Origin of the sequence: Marisediminicola senii, assembly GCF_011057645.1 — a bacterium.
Lineage (GTDB): Bacteria > Actinomycetota > Actinomycetes > Actinomycetales > Microbacteriaceae > Marisediminicola > Marisediminicola senii.
This window is the reverse complement of the sequence record NZ_JAALGE010000035.1, coordinates 1-20147: the sequence shown is the minus strand read 5'-3', so window position 1 is coordinate 20147 and position 20147 is coordinate 1. Positions and strand designations below refer to the sequence as shown.

General features: G+C 70.6%; 24 protein-coding genes and 1 pseudogene. 7 read left to right on the top strand and 18 right to left on the bottom strand.

Features of this window, described 5'->3' with window-relative positions; genetic code table 11:
- Nucleotides 1-225: 225 nt before the first annotated feature.
- Nucleotides 226-429, top strand: a complete 204-nt coding sequence (locus G5S38_RS11150; RefSeq protein ID WP_165068536.1) for a cold-shock protein — start codon at nucleotides 226-228, stop codon at nucleotides 427-429.
- A 146-nt stretch (nucleotides 430-575) separates the two neighbouring features.
- Here the strand turns inward: G5S38_RS11150 and G5S38_RS11145 are convergent, their stop codons facing one another.
- Together G5S38_RS11145 and G5S38_RS11140 are read right to left on the bottom strand one after the other, a co-directional pair.
- Nucleotides 576-827, bottom strand: coding sequence for a DUF3072 domain-containing protein (locus tag G5S38_RS11145; RefSeq protein ID WP_165068570.1), 252 nt, complete (start codon nucleotides 825-827; stop codon nucleotides 576-578).
- A gap of 317 nt (nucleotides 828-1144) precedes the next feature.
- Entirely contained in the window at nucleotides 1145-1318 is a 174-nt protein-coding gene (locus G5S38_RS11140; protein WP_165068533.1) for a hypothetical protein, read from the bottom strand.
- Nucleotides 1319-1412: 94 nt separating this feature from the next.
- On the opposite strand from G5S38_RS11140, the gene G5S38_RS11135 reads away from it, so the two are divergent.
- Nucleotides 1413-1628 carry a hypothetical protein gene (locus tag G5S38_RS11135; RefSeq protein WP_165068531.1) on the top strand — a complete coding sequence of 72 codons (216 nt, stop codon included), beginning with the start codon at nucleotides 1413-1415 and terminating at the stop codon, nucleotides 1626-1628.
- Nucleotides 1629-1646: 18 nt separating this feature from the next.
- Here the strand turns inward: G5S38_RS11135 and G5S38_RS11130 are convergent, their stop codons facing one another.
- From G5S38_RS11130 to G5S38_RS11115, 4 genes are all read right to left on the bottom strand, one after another.
- Complete coding sequence (locus G5S38_RS11130; protein ID WP_165068528.1) at nucleotides 1647-3185, bottom strand: DUF7059 domain-containing protein; 1539 nt, start codon at nucleotides 3183-3185, stop codon at nucleotides 1647-1649.
- A gap of 98 nt (nucleotides 3186-3283) precedes the next feature.
- Nucleotides 3284-4027 (bottom strand): HAD family hydrolase, encoded by a 744-nt coding sequence (locus tag G5S38_RS11125; RefSeq protein WP_165068525.1) that lies wholly within the window; start codon nucleotides 4025-4027, stop codon nucleotides 3284-3286.
- Between the two features lie 4 nt (nucleotides 4028-4031).
- Nucleotides 4032-5495, bottom strand: a complete 1464-nt coding sequence (locus G5S38_RS11120; RefSeq protein ID WP_165068522.1) for a sugar porter family MFS transporter — start codon at nucleotides 5493-5495, stop codon at nucleotides 4032-4034.
- Nucleotides 5496-5568: 73 nt separating this feature from the next.
- Nucleotides 5569-5937 (bottom strand): VOC family protein, encoded by a 369-nt coding sequence (locus G5S38_RS11115; protein ID WP_165068520.1) that lies wholly within the window; start codon nucleotides 5935-5937, stop codon nucleotides 5569-5571.
- A 125-nt stretch (nucleotides 5938-6062) separates the two neighbouring features.
- On the opposite strand from G5S38_RS11115, the gene G5S38_RS11110 reads away from it, so the two are divergent.
- Nucleotides 6063-6557 (top strand): FBP domain-containing protein, encoded by a 495-nt coding sequence (locus G5S38_RS11110; RefSeq protein WP_165068517.1) that lies wholly within the window; start codon nucleotides 6063-6065, stop codon nucleotides 6555-6557.
- Here the strand turns inward: G5S38_RS11110 and G5S38_RS11105 are convergent.
- From G5S38_RS11105 to G5S38_RS11065, 9 genes are all read right to left on the bottom strand, one after another.
- Nucleotides 6541-6957 (bottom strand): VOC family protein, encoded by a 417-nt coding sequence (locus G5S38_RS11105; RefSeq protein WP_165068515.1) that lies wholly within the window; start codon nucleotides 6955-6957, stop codon nucleotides 6541-6543. The two genes, G5S38_RS11110 and G5S38_RS11105, sit on opposite strands and share 17 nt — an antisense overlap.
- Before the next feature lie 127 nt (nucleotides 6958-7084).
- Nucleotides 7085-7477 (bottom strand): DUF3054 domain-containing protein, encoded by a 393-nt coding sequence (locus G5S38_RS11100; RefSeq protein WP_165068513.1) that lies wholly within the window; start codon nucleotides 7475-7477, stop codon nucleotides 7085-7087.
- Between the two features lie 113 nt (nucleotides 7478-7590).
- On the bottom strand, nucleotides 7591-8586 hold the full coding sequence (dhaK, locus tag G5S38_RS11095) for a dihydroxyacetone kinase subunit DhaK (protein WP_165068511.1): 996 nt from the start codon (nucleotides 8584-8586) through the stop codon (nucleotides 7591-7593).
- On the bottom strand, nucleotides 8583-9299 hold the full coding sequence (gene dhaL / locus G5S38_RS11090) for a dihydroxyacetone kinase subunit DhaL (protein WP_165068509.1): 717 nt from the start codon (nucleotides 9297-9299) through the stop codon (nucleotides 8583-8585). Before dhaL ends, dhaK begins: the two co-directional genes overlap by 4 nt.
- Nucleotides 9296-10090, bottom strand: a complete 795-nt coding sequence (locus G5S38_RS11085; RefSeq protein ID WP_165068507.1) for an HAD-IA family hydrolase — start codon at nucleotides 10088-10090, stop codon at nucleotides 9296-9298. The genes dhaL and G5S38_RS11085 overlap by 4 nt, the downstream gene beginning before the upstream one ends.
- Nucleotide 10091: 1 nt before the next feature.
- Nucleotides 10092-10952, bottom strand: coding sequence for a class II fructose-bisphosphate aldolase (locus tag G5S38_RS11080; protein WP_165068505.1), 861 nt, complete (start codon nucleotides 10950-10952; stop codon nucleotides 10092-10094).
- Between the two features lie 64 nt (nucleotides 10953-11016).
- Nucleotides 11017-11751 (bottom strand): GAF domain-containing protein, encoded by a 735-nt coding sequence (locus tag G5S38_RS11075; protein ID WP_165068503.1) that lies wholly within the window; start codon nucleotides 11749-11751, stop codon nucleotides 11017-11019.
- Nucleotides 11752-11762: 11 nt separating this feature from the next.
- Entirely contained in the window at nucleotides 11763-12173 is a 411-nt protein-coding gene (locus tag G5S38_RS11070; protein WP_165068501.1) for a hypothetical protein, read from the bottom strand.
- Between the two features lie 98 nt (nucleotides 12174-12271).
- Entirely contained in the window at nucleotides 12272-12667 is a 396-nt protein-coding gene (locus tag G5S38_RS11065; protein ID WP_165068499.1) for a DUF3054 domain-containing protein, read from the bottom strand.
- A gap of 176 nt (nucleotides 12668-12843) precedes the next feature.
- On the opposite strand from G5S38_RS11065, the gene G5S38_RS11060 reads away from it, so the two are divergent.
- A complete protein-coding gene (locus G5S38_RS11060) occupies nucleotides 12844-13425 on the top strand; it encodes a flavin reductase family protein (RefSeq protein WP_165068496.1) in 582 nt (193 codons plus the stop codon).
- A gap of 10 nt (nucleotides 13426-13435) precedes the next feature.
- On the opposite strand, the gene G5S38_RS11055 is transcribed toward G5S38_RS11060, so the two are convergent.
- From G5S38_RS11055 to G5S38_RS11045, 3 genes are all read right to left on the bottom strand, one after another.
- Nucleotides 13436-14767, bottom strand: a complete 1332-nt coding sequence (locus G5S38_RS11055; RefSeq protein ID WP_201276665.1) for a glycosyltransferase family 2 protein — start codon at nucleotides 14765-14767, stop codon at nucleotides 13436-13438.
- Nucleotides 14768-14880: 113 nt separating this feature from the next.
- Complete coding sequence (locus tag G5S38_RS11050) at nucleotides 14881-15915, bottom strand: glycosyltransferase family 4 protein (protein WP_165068492.1); 1035 nt, start codon at nucleotides 15913-15915, stop codon at nucleotides 14881-14883.
- Nucleotides 15912-16886, bottom strand: coding sequence for a WcbI family polysaccharide biosynthesis putative acetyltransferase (locus G5S38_RS11045; RefSeq protein WP_165068490.1), 975 nt, complete (start codon nucleotides 16884-16886; stop codon nucleotides 15912-15914). The genes G5S38_RS11050 and G5S38_RS11045 overlap by 4 nt, the downstream gene beginning before the upstream one ends.
- Before the next feature lie 272 nt (nucleotides 16887-17158).
- On the opposite strand from G5S38_RS11045, the gene G5S38_RS11040 reads away from it, so the two are divergent.
- From G5S38_RS11040 to G5S38_RS11030, 3 genes and pseudogenes are all read left to right on the top strand, one after another.
- Entirely contained in the window at nucleotides 17159-18334 is a 1176-nt protein-coding gene (locus G5S38_RS11040; protein ID WP_165068488.1) for a glycosyltransferase, read from the top strand.
- A complete protein-coding gene (locus G5S38_RS11035; protein ID WP_235929024.1) occupies nucleotides 18331-19491 on the top strand; it encodes a glycosyltransferase in 1161 nt (386 codons plus the stop codon). Before G5S38_RS11040 ends, G5S38_RS11035 begins: the two co-directional genes overlap by 4 nt.
- Nucleotides 19488-20147 (top strand): annotated as a pseudogene (locus G5S38_RS11030) (hypothetical protein); the annotation flags it as partial. The gene G5S38_RS11035 and the pseudogene G5S38_RS11030, both read left to right, overlap by 4 nt.

Sequence of the window (20147 nt, the reverse complement as noted above, 5' to 3'; positions counted from 1 at the left end):
TGACACCCCGGCGCCCCCGCGGTTGGGGTCGAAATGGCGTAATCCACCGTGGGCTGGCGTATCCACGGCAAAACAGGCTACGCTTGCATACGAAGTTGATGTGCATCGCACGTCGCAGCGTCTCTCACTCACGTGAAAGGCGTCTCACAGGGAGAGCGACTGCGGGCTCCTCGGCGCGAGGCCCCGACGATCGGGTCCCGCATAGCACTCCAGGAGGAGCTTGCAATGACTACCGGTACTGTGAAATGGTTCAACGCTGAAAAGGGCTTCGGCTTTATCTCCCCCGACGACGGAAGCGCCGATGTCTTCGCGCACTTCTCCGCCATCGCGGGTAACGGCTACAAGTCGCTCGACGAGAACCAGAAGGTCGAGTTCGATGTCGCCCAGGGCCCCAAGGGTCTGCAGGCAGAGAACATCCGCGGCCTCTAAATAAGAGCTTGCAACAAGAATCGCCCGCTTCCTTTCGGAAGCGGGCGGTTCTGCGTTAATGGCCCGTTGTTGATGGCCGGTTATTATTGGCCCGTTGCCGGGCCGCCCGGCAGCTGATGCCTACGGGGCTGCCCAGCAGCTGTTGCCTACTGGCCGCGACCGGTCTTCGACTGCAGGCGGTCGATGTGCTCCGATGCCTCGGCCTTGGTGATGTCGGCGGGAATCTCTTCGCCGGCTTCGCGCGCCAGGGTGTCGAGGTAGCTGCGCTGCGCCCCGGTCATCGGCTCGTCGCCGGTGACCCAGTCGGACGGGTCCTTCTCTGCGGAGTTGCCCGCGGGGGTGGACGAGTCGCCGAGGGTGTCGCCGGACGGGCCGCCGAGGGTATCGGTGTTCGACAGCTCACCGGCCGTGTCGCCGGATGCGGTCGGGTCGGTCGGCTGCGCGCCGAGCGTCTCGTCGCTGACCGTCGAGGTCTGCACGTTCAGGTCGGCGTCGGGAACAGCCGTGTAGCTCTCGGTGACCTTGGAGGTCGTGGTGTCGATTTCTGGGCCGGAATCATTCGTGGTGTCTGACATACTCCGACGCTACGACGAAGGTGCGACATTCGCACGGGGGTTGCGGCCAGGCCGCTACCGGTTTGCTAGCGGCCTGCGGCTTCCCAGCTAACCGGCCGCGTCGTCTGATCGCGTCACGTGCCGTGCGGCCGGCAGTTCTGCTAGCCGTCGACGCGCTTGAGGATGTGCACCGGGATGACGATGCTCAGGGTGATGGTCGCGAGCCCGGCGGTGAACATCCACGGGTTGAACACGGTGCCATCCCACGCGTAGCCGAACAGCACGATGCCGCCCACGAACAGCACGATTCCGACGACGAAGGAGATGACGTTCATGGGTGTCCAATGCTGGCCGAAAAGAATTCCCGTCCAGTCTATCCGCCGCACCGACGGCGGCCTGCGCACCAGCCGCACCGGGTAGCGTTCTCGAATGGAATCCGAATCGCAGCCCGCTGCCGACCCCACGCCCTCCGAGCCCACTGTCGCCGACGCCACGCCCGTCGACGCCGCTCCCGTCGATCCTGCAGCCGCCGAGCTCGCCGACTCGATGCGCTCGATCAGGTCGACCGGCGAGAGCCTCTCCCCCGGCGAGGAAGACAGCGATGCGGATGACGCGGCCGAGGCGGCTCCCGAGGGCCAGGGCTAGACCGCCACAACCCAACCGCTACCGCGCCAGCATCCCGGTGAGCACGAGCTCCCGCACGCGCGGCATGAGGTCTGACCGCAGCGCCACGTCGTCGACCTCGAGCAGCTGGGCGATCGCGCCGATGATGGCCTCGACGGACAGCTCCCCGTCGCATGCGCCGACGAATGCGGCCAGAGCCGTGTCGAGGTCGAGGCTCCGGCCGAACCCGCCGCCCTGGCGGAGGGTCATGACGGTCGGGTCCTCCGCGCCCGGCCAGTAGTGGCGCCCCTCGGTCACGTCGCTCGCGACCGTCAGGCGCGTGCGCCCGAGCGCCTCGTCGTCGATGATGGCGAGCCAGGTCGCAGCGCCCATGCTGTCGGCGATGTGCCCGCCGAGGCCGAGGGCATTGTGCCCGAGGGCCCCCGGCAGCCGTTCGAACCGCCGCATGACGGCAGCGGCGCCCGCGGCCGGCCGCCGCAGGGTCACGAACCCGAACCCGACCGCCGTGACCCGCCGTTCCTCGAAGTCGTCGAGCCACGCGCCGACGAGCGCCTCGAAAGCCGGTCCCCTGGTGGTGCCGCCGTCGCGGATCCACGTCTCCGCGTATGCCGCGGGATCCTGCACCTCCCGCTCGATCACCCAGGCGTCGAGGCCAGCATGCGATGCCGAGGCGGCGGCCGCGGCATCCACCCATGCCCCCACCCTGTCGAGGGCGTCTGCACCGTCGCGGTACTCCCAGTTGCCGAGCAGCTGCGCGACACCGCCCGCGGCGAGGTGCGCGGCGCATCCCTCGATCACGGCCTCGACGAGGGCGTCCCCGGCCATGCCACCGTCGCGGTACTCGTATGACGGAACGCCCGCCGTGCGCGGCGTGATCACGAATGGCGGGTTCGACACGATGTGGTCGAAGAGCTCCCCCGCGACGGGCTCGAACAGGTCGCCTCGCCGGAACTCGATGGTGTGCACGTCGTTCAGCTCTGCGTTGAGCCTCGCCAGCTCGATCGCGCGGGCCGAGATGTCGGTGGCGACCACGCGGTCGGCGTGCCGGGAGGCGTGCAGCGCCTGGATGCCGCAGCCGGTTCCGAGGTCGAGCGCCGATCCGACCGGGCTGTCGAGCATGAGCCCGCTGAGCGTGGTCGATGCCCCGCCGACGCCGAGTACGTGGTCCTCGCGCAGCGGCCGGCCGGTGACGACCTCGCCGAGGTCGGAGGCGATCCACCAGCTGCCGACGCCGCGCGAGTCGACGAACCCATACGGCCGAAGGTCGAGCAGCGGGTGGATGCCGCCGTCCGCCGCCACCTCGACGAGGCCGAGTGCCACGGCGCCGTCGATGCCGAGCTCGGGCAGCGCGGCGGCCAGCTCCACCTCGCCCACCGCCGTGTTCAGCACGAACAGGGTCGCCAGGGTCGACAGTGGTTCGTCGCCGCCGACCGCGCGGAGGGCCGGGGTGCGGGTGCCGCGGTGCAGCGCCGCGGCAGCCACCTGGCCCCACAGCGCGTCGACGGCGTCGACGTCGAACCGTGCGTTCTGCAGGTCAGTGCGAAGGCGGGCGGCGAGGATCGGGAGCTGTTCGGGCATTCGACCATTGTCGCGGCTCGCCACGGTGCGGTGAGCCGCCGCGGCGCCCACCGAGGGTCGCGCGGAGGTGCAACCGCGCCACCCGAAGAGAAGAGCCGCTACGAGAAGAGTGCCGCAATGGCACTGTCGTCGAGCCCCGCGAGCAGCGCGGCGACGTCGTCGTACACCGCGACGGCGCCGGCCTCGGTGAGGTCGGCCGCGGTGCTGCCACCGGTGAGCACGCCGATGGTGGCGACCCCGGCGGCCGCGGCCGACTGAACGTCCCAGATGCTGTCGCCCACGAACAGCGCGTTGTTCGCCGTGGTTCCGGCCCGCTCGAGTGCGATCTCGACGACGCGCGGGTCGGGCTTGGCCGTCTCGACGTCTTCAGACGATGTCATCGCGGTGATCGGATCCTCCGACTCGAGCACCTCGCGCAGCATTGCCAGTTCATCCTCCGGCGCCGACGTGGCGAGAACGACCGTGATTCCGCGGCGGTCGAGTTCGGCCAGCAGCTCGCGGGCACCGTCGAACACGCGCAGCCGGGGCGCGGAGGCCGCGTAGTAGCGCGCGTGCAGCCGCTTGATCTCGTCGCCCAGCCGCGCGGCGTCGTCATCGCCGACCAGTGAACTGAGCAGCTGGCCGGAATCCATGCCGATGCGATGGTGGATGTCGCTCTCGTTCACGCCGAGGCCCACGTCGTGGAACGCCCGCGACCAGCTGTCGACGTGCAGGTAGTTCGAGTCGATGAGGGTGCCGTCGATATCGAAGAGCACCGCCTCGACGCGCTCGGTCACGGCATCCACTGCCTCAGCATCAACTGTCGCGGCATCCACTGCCTCGGCATCGACGCTCTCGGCCATGGTCCTACTTTCCCTTCGTGGTGGCGGCGGCGGCCTTCTTCTTCGCCGAGCCCTTCGGGGGCAGCAGGGTGTCGGCCTCCTCGAGCGACATGCCGTTGGTCTCCGGCACGAGCTTGAACACGAAGAAGAACGACAGCGCGGCGAAGAATGCGTACATGCCATAGGTGAAGGTGAGCGAGAACGTCGACAGCGGCGGGAACGACACCGTGACCGCGAAGTTGGCGATCCACTGCGCCATCGCGGCGACGCCCAGGGCCTTCGCGCGGATGCTGTTCGGGAAGATCTCGCCGAGCAGCACCCAGACCAGCGGGCCCCACGATGCGCCGAAGGCGACGACGAAGACGTTCGCCGCGATCAGCGCGACGAGACCCCACGAGCCGGGCAGGCTGGGCTCGCCGTCGACGACGTCGGCCTGGCTGAACGCGAGTGCCATCGCGCCGAGCGACAGCGCCATGCCGATCGACCCGGTGAGCAGGATCGGCCTCCGCCCGATGCGGTCGACCAGCGCGATGGCGATCAGGGTCACCAGCACGTTCGTGACCGAGGTGATGACGGAGTAGATGAGCGAGTTCGATTCGTCGAATCCGACTGCCTGCCAGAGGGTCGTGGAGTAGTAGAAGATCACGTTGATGCCGACGAACTGCTGGAACACCGACAGGATGATGCCGATCCAGACGATCTTCTTCAGGCCGAAGAAGTCACCGCGCAGGGTTCCGGTGCGCTCGGCGAGCCGGTCGTTCTCGATCGAGGTATAGATGTCGCGGATGCCGCGGTCGACGTCATCGGACGGCCAGATGCGCGCGAACACCTCGCGCGCCTCCTTCTCCTTGTCCTTGAGGATGAGGAAGCGCGGAGATTCCGGCAGGCGTAGGGCGATCAGGCCGTAGACGGCCGCGGGCAGCGCCTCGGCCATGAACATCCAGCGCCACGCGTCGAGTCCGAACCAGAACGGCTCGTTCGCTCCCCCGGCGAGTTCCGCGAACACCGTGTCGGAGAGCAGTGCGGCGAAGATACCGACGGTGATCGCCAGTTGCTGCAGCGACGCGAGCCGCCCACGGAGCTTTCTCGGCGAGATCTCGGCGATGTAGGCGGGAGAGATGACCGAGGCGATGCCGATGCCGAGGCCACCGATGAGGCGCCAGACGATGAGGTCGACGACCCCGAACACCAGGCCGGATCCGATCGCGCTGACGAAGAACAGGATCGCACCGATGACCATGACCGGAATGCGCCCGTAGCGGTCGGCGAGGCGCCCCGCGATGTACGCGCCGGCCGCGCAGCCGAGCAGGGCGCTTGCGACGGCGATGCCGGTGAAGGTGCTGGTGAGGTTGAAGTCCTCTTCAATCGAGCTGACCGCGCCGTTGATCACGGAGGAGTCGAATCCGAAGAGGAAGCCGCCGAGCGCGCCGGCGAGCGCGAGCCCGATCACCCGTCCGTTGGTCGAGGTGGATGTGGAGGTCGGCGCCATCGGTACTCCCCGGTGTTCGCGGCACCCCTGGCGGATGCCGTCGGTGATTCACGGACGAAGAAAGCCTACGTCGTCAGGTCGGGGTGAGCACCGACAGGATGTTGCCGGCCGGGTCGGTGAACCAGGCGATGTCGGGCCCCTGGCCGCGCATGATGCCCTTGGCGTCGGTGCCGTCGTATCTCGCGGTGGCGACGCCGCGCTCGGCGAGCGCGTCGACGGCCGCCTCCACGTCGGGCACCGGAAAGTTCAGGATCGTGAAGGTGGCCGGCACGTGGTTCGGCTTGGGGTACACCAGGACGGTCGCGCCGGAGTCGAGGTGCAGGCGGAGGAACCCCATCGGGTCGTCGTCGACCGTGAGCTCGAGGGTGTCGGCGTAGAACGCCCTCGCCCGGTCGAGGTCATCCACCGAGAAGCCGCTGAATGCTGTCGTCGTGTCGAACATCGTCGTTCCTTCCGTGGCGGGTCGCCGCGGCATCCATCGCTCTCGGCGCATTCTCACGATGGCACGGGGGTTCCCGGCCCGCAATGCGTGGTTAGGCTTTACGGGTCGTCCAACCCGAGGAGATCGTGAAGCCGCTCACCGCCGAAGAGATCCGCACCTCGATGGTCAATGCCACCCGGGGCGAGATCGACCGGATGCCGTTGCCCGGCCTGCACGAGGTGCTCTGGGAGGACCGCGAGTACCTCGGCTGGCGCGACCCGAGGGCACCGCTGCGCGGGTTCCTGGTGCACTGGGTCGACGATCGCGCGGTGGGCATCACCCTGCAGGCGTCTGGGGCGACGATGCGCCCCGGCATCTCGGCGATGTGTTCGCTGTGCCGCACGCCGCAGCCCGCCGACCAGGTGCGACTGTATGCCGCGCCGCGCGCCGGCCAGGCCGGTCGCGACGGCAACACGGTCGGCACCTATATCTGCGCCGACCTGGCGTGTTCGCTGATCATCCGCATCACGCCGCCGGCGTCGGCCATGCAGCCCGACCCTGCCGCGGTGGTCTCGGCGCGCGCCGACGCGCTGCTCGACCGGGTGACAGCCTTCACGGCCGGGGTCATGAAGACGGCGTAGCCATCGACTCCGACTCGAGCGAGTCGTACGACCCGGCCGGCGGGAGCTCCTGCACCGCCCAGGTGTTGCCATCGGGGTCGGAGAAATAGGTGAAGGAGCCCCACGTGAGCACTTCCACCTCGCTCGCCGCCACCCCGCGCGCCATCAGTGCGGTGCGCGCCTGCAGCGCGTTCTCGACGACGACCTGGATGCCGCGCATCGAGCCGGGGACCATGTCGGTGATGCCCTCGCCGATGGCGATCGAGCAGGCGGAGCCCGGAGGGGTCAGCTGCACGAACCTGGTGTTCTCGTCGACCCTCACGTCGATGTCGAGCTCGAAGCCGGCATTGGTGACGTAGAAGTCGATGGCGCGATCGACGTCGGTCACGGGGACGAAAATCAGTTCGATGCGCATATCCACGGGTACACCTCTCGTCGACGGGTCGGGCCAAGGGGCGCCGATGAGCCGATGCTAGGGCGGGGATGCGTCGGGGGCCAGATGTTGTTCCCAACTCCTGATGAAATGTGCGGCCCTCAGCAAGGTTGGGTCAGCGCTGCGCGGGGGTGATGCGTGCCGTACGGCGCCGGGTGACCGCCCGCGCCACCGCGCGCCAGCCGACGAGCAGCGCACCGAGCACGATCGCCGTCACGACCACGAAGCTGGGCTGCACTCCGTCGCCGACCGCGGCGCGCAGCGCGATGCCCACGACGACGGTGCAGCCCCAGATGACGAGTCCAGGCCGCACGGGGCCGCCAGGGCCTCGCCAGGCGCGCGTGACCACCCAACCGACGGCGAGCCCGGCGAGGAACGGCCACGCGGTCTCGGCGACTCCGGCGATGGTGATGCCCTCGGTGTGGCTCGCGCGGCCGATCGCGACGAACGCGAGCACTCCGCTGACGTCGGCGACGATCGACAGCGCGCGGGAGCTGGGCGTTGGCATGGGTCAACCGTAGCGACCCGGCTGCTCCGGAGGCTGGGGGCGGAGGGGCCCTGGTGGTGCAGCCTCCGGAGCAGGGGTGCGCGGGGAGGGACTCCGCGCGGGTCAGGGGCGGGTCAGAAGACGCGCACGGCGATCTCGGCCGGGGCCTCGAGCAGGCGCTCGATCTCGTCGTCGAGCTTCACCAGGGTGATCGACGCCCCGGCCATGTCGAGCGACGTGCAGTACTCGCCGACGTAGTTGCGGGCGACCGTGATGCCGCGCGCGGCCAGTTTCTCGTGCGCGATGCCGTACAGGATGTACAGCTCGCTGATCGGGGTGCCGCCGAGCCCGTTCACCATCAGGGCGACCCGGTCGCCGCTCTCGAACGGCAGGTCGGGCACGATCGCGTCGAGCATCTCGTCGACGAGCGCGTCGGCCGGGGCCATCGGCGCGCGGCGCCGCCCCGGTTCCCCGTGGATGCCCACGCCGATTTCGATCTCGTCGTCGCCGAGCTCGAACAGCGGGGAGCCCTTCGACGGCGGCGTGCACGCGGTGAGCGCGATCCCCATCGTGCGGGTCACGGAGTTGACCTTCTCGCCGATGCGCACCACCTCGTCGAGGTCGGCGCCGGACTCGGCTGCCGCCCCGACGGCCTTCATCACGAAGAAGTTGCCCGCCACCCCGCGACGGCCGACCGTGTAGGTGGAATCCTGCACCGAGACGTCGTCGTCGATGAACAGCGTGCGCACGGTGAGGCCGTCCGCCTCGCTCATCTCCTGCGCCATGTCGAACGCCATGCGGTCGCCCGTGTAGTTGTTGACCAGCAGCAGCACGCCCTTGTCGGAGGCCAGCAGTTTCGTGGTCTCGTAGACGTAGTCCATCGGGGGTGCGGCGAAGACGTCGCCCGGGCACGCGGCAGCCAGCATCCCCGGTCCGACGGTCATCACGTGGGCAGGCTCGTGGCCGGACCCCGACCCCTGGATGATGCTCACCCGGTTGTCGCTCGGGGAGTCGGCGCGCTGGATGAGGTTGAACTCCGGTACGTACCGCAGGGTCTCGGGGTTGGCGAGCGCTATGCCCTTGAGCATGTCCGGTACGAATTGCTGGGGGTCGTTCATGAACTTCTTCATCGGGTTCTCTCCACGTCGTCGTGTTGGGTGATGGGGTCGGCTGCACTGGGGATGGACGCACCGGCTGTGGTGCCGCCGGTGCGGGCGGGCCATTCGTCGGCGAGCTTCTCGGCGATCACGGCGAGGGCGACGGCGCCCGCGTCGGGAGAGCCGATGCTGCGCTCGCCGGTGTAGCTCGCGCGCCCGCGCCTCGCCTGCATGCCGGTGGTGGCCTCTGCGGCGGCGCGCGCGGCGACGGCCATCGAGCGCAGCGCCCCTGCCGGGTCGTCGCCCGCGGCGATGGCGGCCTCGAATGCGTCGGTCGCCGGCACCAGTGCGTCGAGCAGGGTCTTGTCGCCGACGTCGGAGTTGCCGCGCTTCTTGATGCCCTCGATGGCGGCGCGCAGGCCAGCGACCACGTCGGTTGGGGTCACCGATTCCCCGCCCTTGATGGTGGTGCCCACGCGCAGGAAGGCCGTGCCCCAGATGGGGCCCGAGGTGCCGCCGATGCGGCTCGTGATGGTCGTCGCGACCCTGAGCACGAGGGTGCCGGCATCCGTTCGATCGAACTCCGACCACTTGGCGAGCACCTGCTCGAACCCGCGGGCGAGCGAGTATCCGAAGTCGCCGTCTCCGACCACGGCGTCGAGGTCGCCGAAGTACTTCTCGTTGTCGACCGCGGTCTGCGCGATGGTGCGGATGACGAATTCGGTGGTCTCGATGGACGCGGTCATTGTGGGGCCTTCCGGGGGGCGGGTGTCTGGAGCAGGGCGGTCAGGTCGCGTGCGCGCACCGCGCCGTCTGGTACGACACCGGCGGGTGACGCCAGCACGGTGGCCGGCTCGCCGTCGGGGTCTCCCAGCGAGCTGACGACTAGGGACGCCCCGGTGAAGTCCTCGTTCGCGGTGTACCCGCTGACGGTGACAATGGTGCGGATGCCGGCGACGAGCGCCGCGCGCAGGCCATTCGCGCTGTCTTCGACCACGACGGCCTCGTTTGCCGTCACCCCGAGGGCGTCGAGCGCCACCAGGTAGATGTCGGGGGCGGGCTTCTTGGCCGGAACGATGTCGCCGGCGAACACCCGGAAGGTGTCGGCGGTCTCGGCACCCACAGCGTGCTCCAGCACCGCGAACACCGACGGCCCCGCTGAGGTGGACGCGACGGCGAGCGCGAACCCGGCCTCGGCGGCCTCCCGCACGAGCCGCGGAATGCCGGGGCGGGCAGGCAGGGCACCCGATTCGACGAGCTGCGTGTAGATCTCGGTCTTGCGCCGGTGCCACTGGGCCAGCAGGTCACGTTGCGCCGCGGCATCCACTGGCAGCCCATTGCGCTCGACGAATTCGGGGGTGAGCAGGCTCGCCATGCGTTCCTTGCCGCCGCCGATGAGCACTCTCTCGGCGTAATCTTCGTCTGACCAGCGCACGTCGAGGCCGAACTCGGCGAAGGTCTGGTTGAACGCGGGCAGGTGTCCGTGCCGCTCGGTGTCGGCGAGCACGCCGTCGCAGTCGAAGATCAGGGCCGGCATCTCACCACGCCTTGCCCGCGCTGCCGAAGGTGGTGGCGAGGTCGACCGTCATCGCGCGGACGTCGGCGCCGACCGCGCGGAACAGGGTCGGCGGATCCCACTTGTCGGCCTCTTCCGCGGCACGCAGGCTGCGGAGCGACGACTGCATGTAGAGCACCTTGAGCGCCGTCGAGATGTTGACCTTGGCTGCACCGCGGGCGATCAGGTCGTGGAACTGCTCATCGGTGAGTCCGCTGCCGCCGTGCAGGGCAATCGGGATGGGCTGCTGCGCGACGATGTCGCTGACCCGGTCGAAGTCGAGCAGGGGTTCCCTCGTGTAGACGCCGTGCGCATTGCCGATCGACGGGGCGAACACGTCGACTCCGGTGCGGCGGATGAAGTCGAGCGACACCTCGAGCGACTGGCGCTTCGCCTGGGCGTCTGAACCGTGGTCGTCTTCGACCCCCGTGATCGCCTCGATCTCGCCCTCGACGTGGGCGCCGTACCGGCGGGCCTCGGCGACGACCTCGATGGTCTGGAGGAGGTTCTCTTCGACCGGCAGCTCGGAGGCGTCGAACAGCACCGAGTTCCACCCCGCCTCGAGGCACTCGGTGATCACCGCGCGATCGGGGCAGTGGTCGAGGTGCAGGGTGACCGGTACCTCGATGCCGGCCGTCATGCTCTTCCACATGGCGAACAGCACCCGGGATCCGATGGTGCGCACGGTCTTGACCGATGTCTGCACGATCAGGGGGGCCTTGGCCTCGACGGCACCGGCGAGCACCTGCTCGAGCGTGAGGTCGTTGACGATGTTGATCGCGGCGACGCCGTACCGGTCGGCGAATGCCCGGTCGACGATCTCTGTGAGCGACACGACTGCCATGGCGACCTCCCTTGGTCGATGTCAGGCTACGATCGACGCCGCCGGGTTCCTATGGGGGGTTTCCCTACCCCGCGCGGGTTGCCGCGAACGAGGCCAGCTCGGTGCGGTTGCGGGCACCGGTCTTGCGCAGCACGGTGCCGACGTGCTTCTCGACGGTCTTGACCGAGATGCCGAGCTCCGCGGCGATCTGCTTGTCCTGCCAGCCGCGTTCGACCAGGGCGCGGGTCTGCGCCTCCCTGGGGGTGAGTGGATGCCGCGGCGAGGCGGTCGGTCGAACAGCCGGCGTGATCGCGGCCCGGGCCCCGTGCCATCGCGAATTGGCGATGGCGACCGAGGCGTGGATGGCGAACAGCTCGAGGAGTTCGATGTCAGCGTCGCCGAACACCCGCGTCTCGTCGCCGGCGAACACCACGAAGGCGCCGGTGAGGGCGTCACCCTGACGGATGGGCACCCCGATCACGGCGCGCGACCGCCTGCTGTCCCCGACGCCGATGTGCCCACCGGGTACGAGCGAGTACCGTGCGAACGTGACCGGTCCGCCGGCGCGGACGACCGCCCCGGTGACTCCCTCGTCGAGGGGGAAGGTCTCGCCCGACCGGCAGCCGACGTCGAGGTCGACCTCCTTGCGGTACCTGCTTGCGCGCTCGTCGATGGTGCAGATCGAGCCGCTCTCGCAGCGCAGCAGGCGCACGGCATTGCGCAGGATGCGCTCGAGGAGGGGTTCGAGGGCGAACTCCCCGGCGAGATCACCCGCGAAGGCCGCGAGGTCACGCACTGTCTCGACGGTGAGACGGGTCATTGCGGGGCTCGCTATTTCTTGAGTGCCTTGATGACGAGGGCGAGGGACTTGCCGGAGACCCAGGTCAACGGGATCAGCACCCACAGCAGGGCGACGATGTTGGGCCGGAATACGGCGCCATCCGGGGTGTCGACGTACGCGCCGACGGGGATGCTCGCTCCGCCGCCGCCTCCCCCACTGCCGCCCTTCGCGTGGTCTGTGGAACCGTCGCCCGTGCTGGCGTCGGCGCCGTCCTTCGTGCTGGCTGCGTCATCGGTGCCGGTGTCTTCGCTGCCGGCGTCTTCGCTGCCGCCCCCGAATCCGAACCAGGTGACGGCGACCGGGATGATCTGCGCGCCCCCGACGGTGACCGGATCGCCGTAGCTGGCCCCGATCCCGAGCGACTTGACCGATTCCGACAGTTTCTCCACGATGTTTGCCATGTGGCCGACCCTAGCGGCAGCGTCGGCCGGGGAGAAGGGGCATTTGCCGCGAGTGCACTGGCCGCTTCGCCGCCTGGTGCACGGGTTTACGGCAAGGGTCAGCGCGGAGGCCTTGCGTCTTCCGGCACTGCGCCGAACAGGGCGTCGAGGATCCACGCGATGCCGCGCCAGCCGATGAGGAATGCGCCGAGCACGATGACGGTGAGGAAGAGGAACCGGGAGTCGACCGGTTCGCCCACGACGAGGCGGATGGCCATCGCCATGGCGACGGCGATGAGCCAGACGCCGATGCCCGTCCAGACCACGGTCACGGGATGCCGCCACGCGTGCATCACGACCCAGCCGACGATCACCCCCGCGAAGAATGGCAGCCCATCGAGCAGCAGGCCGAGCGCGCCATCGCCCTGGGTCCACCGTGCCCCGACGATGAACAGGCTCACCGCCACGAGGTCGATGCCGAGCCACCACGCGGAAGGTTGTTGCTCGGCACTCATGGCGCCAGCGTAGGCTCCGGGGTTTCGCGCTGGCTGTGCGCGGCGGGGTCGGGTGCAGCGGGGCAGGGTGCAGCGGCGGACTGTCACACTCCGCAACATGCTGGCGCCGGGGGCCGCGCTCCCGCATCGTTGACGAACGACGCCCGAGACGGGTGACCGAGTGGGGAAGGAAGATCATGTCGACGAATCTCGCGAGTGCCCGCAGCATCGATGACCGGGGGGCGCAGGGCGCGACCCCGGCGGCACGCACCCTCGGTGGGCTCAGCCCGGAGGAGTTTCGCGGGGCGTTCCGCGGTCACCCGGCCGGCGTGGCGGTCGTCACCGCCGACGCGGGAGATGGTCCGGTGGGCCTGACCGCGACATCCGTCTCCTCGATCAGTGCCGACCCGCCGCTGCTGGTGTTCTCGCTGTCGTCGACGTCGTCGAGCACCCCGGTGATCCGTCGCGCAGAAACCGTCGTGGTTCACCTGCTGGCGTCGGAACAGCTGCCCATCGCGCGGCTGTGCTCGACCAGCGGCGTCGACCGGTTTGCCGACACCTCGCTGTGGTCGCGGCTCGAGACCGGGGAACCGTACTTTCCCCGCGCGAACGCGTGGATCCGCGGGCGGGTCATCGACCAGCTGGGTGCGGGGAGCTCGACGGTCGTCGTGGTGCACGCACTCGAATCGGGCGGGGTCGACGAGGACGCGGCATCCGACCCGCTCGTCTACCACAACCGCACGTGGCACCGCCTCGGGGAGCACTCGACGATCGACTGATCGCGCCCGGTCAGCCCCAGCCGCCGAGGTAGGCCTCGACGTCGGGTTCGGCGGCGATCGGCGTGACCGAGCCGCCGGTGTCGATGGCGGCGTCGAACAGGGTGTCGTCGTTCCAGCGGCCGGTGCGGTAGCGGGCACGCACCGAGGCGATGACCGCGAGTTCGGTGTCGGGGGCGTCGGCGGAGCGCAACGAGAGGCTGCCGAGGGTGGGGTCGGCGAAGCGTGCCACGGCCGCGGCGAAGGCGGCAGCATCCACCCGAACCGGCTGGCGCACGGCCACCTCGACCCGCACCAGTGCGAGCGTGGTGTCGGCCGCCGCGCGCGACTCGGTGTTGCCGAGCACGCGGTCGTCGGGGGCGAACAGCGAGGCGTGCTCGTCGGGCACGATCACCACGGCGTGCGGTAGCGCGGTGAGCAGCGAGTCGACGGTGACGAAGGTCGCGGCGGCGCCGAAGCCGTCGGGAACGCGCACCAGCGAGTCGGCCCGCCGGGAACGCACGGCGAGGCCCCGGGATCCGGCGACCGGGATGGCGCTGGCGAGGATGAGGGTCTCGGCGTTCTTGCGGCGCATGCGGTCGTCGTCGGCGGTGGAGCGACCCGACCAGTCGGGCCCGTCGTGCCAGGCCACGGCTGCCGGCACGTGGGCGAGCAGGCCGCCGCGTGCCCAGGAGCGGTACGCCCACTCCCAGTCCTCGCCGCCGTATTCGCTGAACTCCTCGTCGAACCCGCCGACCTCGTCGAAGAACCAGCGGCTGCACGCCATCACGGCGCCGATCACGAACCGGTAGCTGCGGTCGTCGGCGTCGAGCAGGTTGCGCGACTGCGCGTAGGCGGTGTCGAGCCACTGCGGCTCGTCGATCGCCCTCGCGGGTGCGCACTCCTCGATCGGGTCGTCGGGTGACGTGCCGGCGAGGTCGGCGTGGCGGCGGCGACCGACGGTGACGGTCTCGGGGGCGAGCCACGGCAGTCGGGTGATGGCGCGAACGTACCCGGGTTCCGGCGTGGTGTCGGCGTCGAGGAACACCAGCAGCTCTCCCCCGGATTCCCGGGCGCCCCGGTTGCGGGCCATCCCGGCCCGGAACCCGAGGTCGTCCTGCACGATGAGCCGCACGGCCGGCGGCACGACCGGGGCGACGGGCGACCCGTCGTCGACCACGGTGACCTCGATCGGCCCGTCGTAGTCCTGCCTGGCGAGCGCCGCGAGGGTGCGGTCGAGTTCGGCCTGCTGGCGGTAGTGCACGACGATCACCGAGACGGCGGGCGACGCAGGTGTGCTTGCAGCGGCCGGGTCGCCCGGTGCGGTCGGGGCGTCGTCGAGCAGGTCCCAGCGGTTGCCGGGCACGGCGCGACCGTGCGGCGGGCGTGCGTGCGGCGGTCGGGCGTGCGGCGGTCGGGCGTGCAGTGCGCTGGTGTTGGCCATGCGCCCAGGCATCGATCCGGCGGGCGGCTGGCCGGTCACTCGGGGACCCCGGCGAACCAGTCGAGGTAGCGGGCGGCGGTCTGCGCGAGGTCGGGCCCGGTCGCGGTGCCGGGCGCGATGAGGGTGGTCGCGGGTTCGCGCCGGGCGCGGTCGATGGCGGATGCCAGGCCGGCCGCATCCGGCGGGTACAGGGTCACCGTTCCCGGGGCGCGCTCGCTGACCTCACGGGAATAGCGCGAGTCGGGAATGAGCGGGCGACGGCCGGCGGCGATCCAGGTGGCGATCGAGCCGGACGCGGAGACATGCCGGTGTGCGGCGACCGGCACGCCGGCCGTGGCGCACCGCTCGAGCATGGTGTCGTCGGGCAGGAAACCGGTGACCTCGAACGTGACGCCGCGCGCGCGGGCGGCGGCGGCGATCGCCTCGACATCCTCGGTGTGCCCCGGCGACGGGGCGCCGAGGGCGACGACGCGGCGGGGTCCTGACAGCGAGGCGACGGCGTCGACGACCTCGGCGTGGCCTTTGCCAGGGTAGACGAACCCGACGATCGCGACGGTGTCGTCGAGGATGGCGGCGGCGGCGCTGGCGGTGGCGCCGGCACCGGCCGTGTCGACGGGCAGCGGGATCACGGCGAGCTCGTGCGCCTCCCCGACGAACTCGCGCAGCAGGGCAGCCTCGTGGTTGCTGTTCACCACGACCCCGCGCGCTGCCGCTATCGTGCGGCGGTAGAACTCCACCCGACGGGGCAGGTTGCGCTCGCCGTCGGAGTGCTGCGGCAGGTCGTGCAGGGTGACGGTGAGACGGGTGGATGCCGCAAGCCGCTCCACCCGCAGCGACGCCTCCTCCGGGCTCGCGGCCAACAGCCGGTCGGTCACGTGGAGGTGAACCGGGGTACCGGGCGGGAGATCGGCCGGGAGGTCGGCGATCGACGGCAGCGCGAGGGCGCGGTCGATACCGGCCTGGCCGCGGATGGCGTCGGCGAGGTGCCGCGCGTAGCGGGCGACCCCGTGCTCGGGGTCGCCGACGACCATCAGCCGGGGTACCTGCGCTGATGCGCGAACCTCCGTCACGCCAGTCCCAGCAGGCGCAGCGAGTCGGCGTGCCGGGTTATCCCCGCCGCGACGGCGTCGGGGTGCTCGCGGTACCAGGCCAGGTGGGCGGCGCGCACCACGGCGTCGTCGACCCGCTCGCCCCCGATGACCCAGTGGTCGGTCGGCTCCCCCGCGAGGTCGAATGCCTCCATCACGGCGGAGGACCGGGGGGCGTGGATGCTGTCGAGCAGCGGCCGGCCGGGGTCGGTGTCGCGCGGCTCGAGGCCGGCGGCCTCGCGCACCCGCGCGGCGACGGCGGTCCACACCGCGTTGCCCGGGTGGTTGATGGTGCGCATCTGCGCGAAGTCGGGGGCGTCGAACACGTCGGACACCCGCACCGTGTCGTGGTGCTGCTCGCGGCGGCGGAGTTCTGCGCAGGAGAGGTTCGCGATCGCGAGCACCTGGTCGCGCGTCGCCGGGGTGGGGGCGGAGGCCGCATCCACCCCTTCTTGCTCACCGGGGTCACGGGTGCCGGGGGCAGACGCCGCGACGAGTGTGCGGAGGTCGTGGTACGCGGCGATGGGCGGCGACAGCGACGGGTCCGAGGGCGGGCGGATGATGGCGTGGAAGGGGTACAGGCCGGCGAAGCGGATGACCGGCACCCGCACCACCCTGGCGGTGGTCGGCAGCAGTGCGGAGAGTTCGGCGGTGCCGAGGGGCAGGTCGCGGTAGCCGTCGCGTACCGGCTGGGTGACGAGCAGGTCGGTGCGGCGCAGCAGGCGTTCGAGGTACGGGAGGTCGGTCGCGACCAGTTCGTGAACGGGAGGAATGCGCACCGCGGTGACGTCGTCGGCGTCGAGCATGATGCGCGTCGACTCTGCCTGGCAGTTGCCGTGCACGACCACGACCGGGCGGTCGGAGGCGACCGGGAGCAGCCCGTAGAACTGCCCGAAGTGCCGGGTACGGCCGTCGACGGTGTCGAAATGCGGCGTTTCTTCGTGTTCACCCACGGCCGGTTCTCCTCTTATTGTGCGCGTGCGGTGACCGTCATCGCGCTTGTCTGAACGAGGCCGACTTTTTCGGCGGCTAGGGTGACCCCACTAGGCCATGGTGCACCATCGCACAACCCATGAACGAATGATGAACCATTGCTTATGATGATCGTGGCGCCCGCCCCATCGTTGCGGCTTCGTGACGCCACCGTTGCACGTTTCCCTGATCGTCGGTTGTTGTTCTCTTCTTCCTGTCTTGCCCCATCGCCACGATGCGAAAGGAATTCGGTATGTCTATGCGTGTCGCCGCTGTACCCACCGATCATCCTTATGTTCGCAACCTGCGCGCGGAGCCGGATGACGCGGCCGTGCGGTACCTCGCCGAGGAATACCCCTCCGGCGCAGAACCCGGCCGGTGGTGGCCCCCTGTGCGCATCGACCCGCGGTGGATCGCCGCTCACGACACCGACTTCGACGTGCTGCACGTGCACTTCGGCACCGAATCGTTCGACCTCGCGCACCTCGAGCGCACCGTCGACGCCCTGGCCGCCGCGGGGCGCCCCCTCGTCTTCACGGTGCACGACCTCACCAATCCTCAGCTGCACGACCAGGCCGACCACCTCGCGCAACTCGACCTGCTGGTGACGCGGGCCGCGGCCGTCATCACCCTGACGCCGGGCGCTGCGGCCGAGGTGGCCCGCCGGTGGGGTCGCGACGCTGTGGTCATTGCGCACCCGCACGTGCTGCCGATCGACGGCGATGACAACGATGAGGACAACAGTGCCGAGAGCGGTGCCGACGCGGTGGCGGCGGTCGCTGCGACGGCGGCTCCTGCCCCACGGGGTGCGGCGGTCGTGGGCATGCACCTGAAGGACCTGCGGGCCGGCGTGGACGGCGTGGCTGCGGCATCCACCCTGCTGGGCGCCATCGAGGTGCTGCGCGCGGCCGGGCACGACGTCGTCGCCCGCATCGAGCTGGCCGACCGGGTGCGCGACGACGCAGCCCGCGACGAGATCAGGGCGCTGTGCGCGAGCGACCGGGCGCTGGCCGCGCGGGTCGAGCTCGTGGAGCACGGCCGCTACAGCGACGCCGAACTGTTCGCGGCACTGTCGGGGCTCGACGCCTACGTGCTGCCGTACCGGCACGGTACGCACTCCGGATGGCTCGAGCTGTGCTGGGACCTCGGCCTGCCGGTCGCCGTGCCCGCGGTCGGCTTCATCGCCGAGCAGCACGACGACCCCGCGTTCTGCCAGTCGTTCGCGATGTCGAGGCCGGGCACCCTGGCCACCGCCCTCGACGCCCTGCTCGGCCTGTCGTCGGGAATGGATGCCCCGCGCGCGGGTTCGCCCGCGAGGCGACGGGTGAGGAACGACCGGCGGTCCGCCCGCCGCCGTGAACGCCAGACGATCGCCGACCGCCACCGTGACGTGTACCGCGCCGCGCTGGCCGGGCCGGTTCCGTGGTGACGCCGAACGGATCACTGCGCATCGCCGTGATCGCCCCGCTCCGCTATCCCATCGCAGAACCGCACGCCGGCGGCCTCGAATCCTCCATTTGGCACCAGGTGCGCCTGCTGCGCGACCGCGGCCACGAGGTCGTGCTGTGCGCCGTCGCCGGCTCGGACTACATGGACGCCAGCCCCGCGGAGTTCACCATGCCTCCCGTGCGCTGGGAGAACCCCGCCGAGGCGAACGACGTCGACTACCCGGCGGGCTACGCCGAGGTCGCCGTGCCCGCACTCGAGCGCGCGCTGGACTGGATCACCGAGAACGCCGACCGGTTCGACCTGGTCGACAACCACTGCCTGCACGCCCAGCCGCTCGAGCGGGTCGGGTCGCTCGGGGTTCCGATGGTCACCACGCTGCACACCCCGACGCTGCCGCAGCTCGTCGATGCGGTCGACCCCGGCAGGGACGGCCAGAGCGCCTTCGTCTCGGTCAGCCGGTACACGGCCGACCAGTGGCAGCCCGCCGGGATCGACTCGATCGTGATTCCCAACGGCGTCGACACCGACCGCTGGCCGCGCGGCACCGGCGGCACCGACCTGGTCTGGTTCGGGCGCATCGTGCCGGAGAAGGGCCCCCACCTGGCCATCGAGGCCGCCAGGCGTGCGGGACGACGCCTGGTGATCGCCGGCAGGGTGGGCGACATCGACTACGCCGAACGGTACCTGTGGCCGCACCTCGGCGACGACGTGGAATACGTCGGCGCACTCGAGCAGCCCGACCTCGCCGCCCTCGTCGGCCGCAGCGCCTGCGCCCTGGTCACCCCGGTCTGGCAGGAGCCGTTCGGCCTGGTGATCGCGGAGGCGTTGTCTACCGGAACGCCCGTGGTGTCGTTCGCCACCGGCGGCATCCCCGAGGTCGTCGCCGGGGCGCTCGGCACGCGCCTCGTCGCGCCGGGCGACCTCGACGGCTTCGCACGCAGCATCGACGAGCTCATCGCCGAGACCGACGGCGACCCCGGCATGCGCGACCGTATCCGCGCGGGCGCCAACGCCCGCTTCTCGCTTCACCGCCGCATCACCGACCTCGAGGCGCTGTACCGCGAGCTCGCGTCGCGGCCGCAGGGTGCGCGGGCGCAGGCGTCTGGCGTGCCGCAGGCGTCTGGCGTGCCGGCGTGACGGCAGCCCCGCTCGTCGGCTGGTACCTGCACGACCACGGTGCGGGACACCTGACCCGGTTTCTCGCGGTGCGGCCCCACCTCGACGCCGACGTCGTCGTGTTCAGCTCGCTCGCGCGGCCGGGCACGCTGCCCGCGCGCACCGAGTGGGTGCAGCTCGCCCCGGACAACGAACCCGAGGTCTCAGTGTCGGGCGAGGTGCGGCATCCATCGGACGCCGACCCGACCGCGGGCGGCCTGCTGCACTGGGCACCGCTCGGGCACCGCGGCCACGCGTCGCGCCTCGGAGTAATCGCGGCCGCACTCGGCAGTCGCGCGTTCGCGACCGTCGTCGTCGACGTGTCGGCCGAGGTGACGCTGCTCGTGCGGCTGATGGGCGTTGCCCCGGTGATCGTGACGCAGCCCGGCGACCGCTCGGACCGGCCGCACGCGCTCGCCTTCGACGCCGCGGAACGCATCATCGCCCCGTGGCCCGACGGGCGGCCGCTCGCGCCGTCGCTCGCCGCCGTCGCGCGCAAGGTCGCCGCGGTGGGCGGCATCTCGCGCTTCGACGGGCGCGCGAGCGGTGGGGCGGGGGCCCGCACGGACGGGGGCGTCCTGCCGCTCGGCGGCGGCGGGGCGGCGCCCGTGACGGCCGGGCCCGGCTCTTATACACAT